General features: G+C 49.7%; 2 protein-coding genes. One reads left to right on the top strand and one right to left on the bottom strand.

The genetic code is table 11. The annotated features are described in order from the left end of the window. The coding region (locus AC0TNJ_RS00105) for an IS3 family transposase (RefSeq protein WP_473769863.1) at positions 1-201 on the top strand (201 nt) is incomplete at its 5' end. Between the two features lie 192 nt (positions 202-393). Here the strand turns inward: AC0TNJ_RS00105 and AC0TNJ_RS00100 are convergent. Further along, on the bottom strand, positions 394-1,137 hold the full coding sequence (locus AC0TNJ_RS00100) for a metallophosphoesterase (protein WP_473769862.1): 744 nt from the start codon (positions 1,135-1,137) through the stop codon (positions 394-396). Positions 1,138-1,746: the final 609 nt, after the last annotated feature.

Below are 1,746 nucleotides of genomic sequence, written 5' to 3'. Positions count from 1 at the left end.
GTCTGGGACAATGCCGCGATGGAAAGCTTCTTCTCGTCACTCAAAACGGAAAGGACAGCTCGCAAGGTCTACAGAACCAGAGACGATGCAAAGGCGGACGTGTTCGATTACATCGAGCGCTTCTACAATCCCAAGCGTCGGAATTCGACACTGGGCTATCTCAGCCCGATGGAATTTGAAAACAAGGTGGGATTAGCCTAACTCGGTGTCCGAAAAAACGGCAGCAGGCCAATGTGTATTAGCCATTTCCTACACTCCCATGTAAACTCTCTGTATTTCAATCCCTTAAATCTCGAGACTTCTCGAAACTATCCTTTGATCTGGTATACATATGAAGTGACCCATTTTAACGGGTTGAAGCCACTGTTTCGAAGACCAAACAACGCCAAAAATCTAGTGACAAGATCCAATACTTACGTGGCTGCTAACTAACCGTCCCGAACGAAGATCGTGGATCATCAGAGATGGAGGATCTGTGACAGGCGGGTTTCGCCAACTGTCCAGGAGGAGAGGATTTGCGGGACAAATAGATCCGCATATGTAGCTTGGAACACCCGCAATTACACTTGCCATCGGACGGTGGACGTGGCCGCTAGAAATGGCAATTGGCCGAATCTCACGTCTTACAATTAATTCTTCAAGTTTCTCATATCCCCGACACATAGAGACGTCGATAGCATTTATTCCAGAGGGAAATAGATGCTGATGAGTGAAAATTATTGTTTTGCTTCCATGGTCTGCGTTGAGCTTGTTCTCAAGCCATTCAATATGACGTTCGATATTGCCATGAGCCTCTCCTGCAACAGTAACATCGAGAGCAATAGCTCGAATTCCGCCAAGGTTTAGCTCTGTGTGAAGGGCTGAAGATCCTTCCCAACCATGAGTCTCGGCGAACAAATTACGCATCATCAGCGGGTCATCGGAGTTTCCTGGTATGACACTGAGTGGAGACCCAATCTTCTCCAAAATGACCTTTATTTCTTTGTAGCCGTCGCTCCAGCCGTTGTCTGTCAGATCGCCCGTTACGATGGTTGCATCAGGCCGAACGCAGCAGAGCCAGCCAACTGCCGAATCCAGTCGAGCAAGATTGCCGTTATCAATACTGGCGTGTACATCGCTGATTTGAGCAATGAGCATAATTGACCTCACAACTTACAGGGTCACTGGGGCTCTCACTTGACTCGAGGATAACGCGAATGCCTATATGTGTCAACCCTAGGTGGCGATATCTGTGTGGCTAAACTAAAGGTTTGTTTCCTTCCTCGCATTCCTTCTCTTCTTTTCAGATCGCGTCGAACGCTCAGCCGGGAATCCCAGGTTCACTACGTCAGTGACGTGCTGAAGTGACCTGCGAAGAAATCTGTTCGATTGTCATCTCCAGGCGCTCTACAACCTCAACTGCGTTCGAACCTGTCACGGAAACGATACACGCGGCATCGCTCCAATCCTGGGGAACACCTAGGATCTCCCCCGGCTTGGCCAGAATTTGAGCCTCTATCACCCAAGGGGCATCTGGAGGTCTAATATCTCCTATCAGCTGCCCGGCGTACCGTAGATCATCACATAACCAGTCATGGCGTCCGTGACCTTTATGGATGCCGGTACTGGCCTGCTGCCGGTTTCGTGGACACCGAGTTAAGGTGTTTCCGATGAAACTGGAGCGCATGAATGCAACGAAGGAAATTCAGCCGCGAGTACAAGCTTGAGGCAGTGAAGTTGGTGCGAGAGCGCGGGGTCAGTGTTGCG

The organism is Ochrobactrum sp. PL_is483 (genome assembly GCF_055816855.1).
Note: the sequence above shows the minus strand (reverse complement) of the source record. Positions and strands in the feature narration are given on the sequence as shown.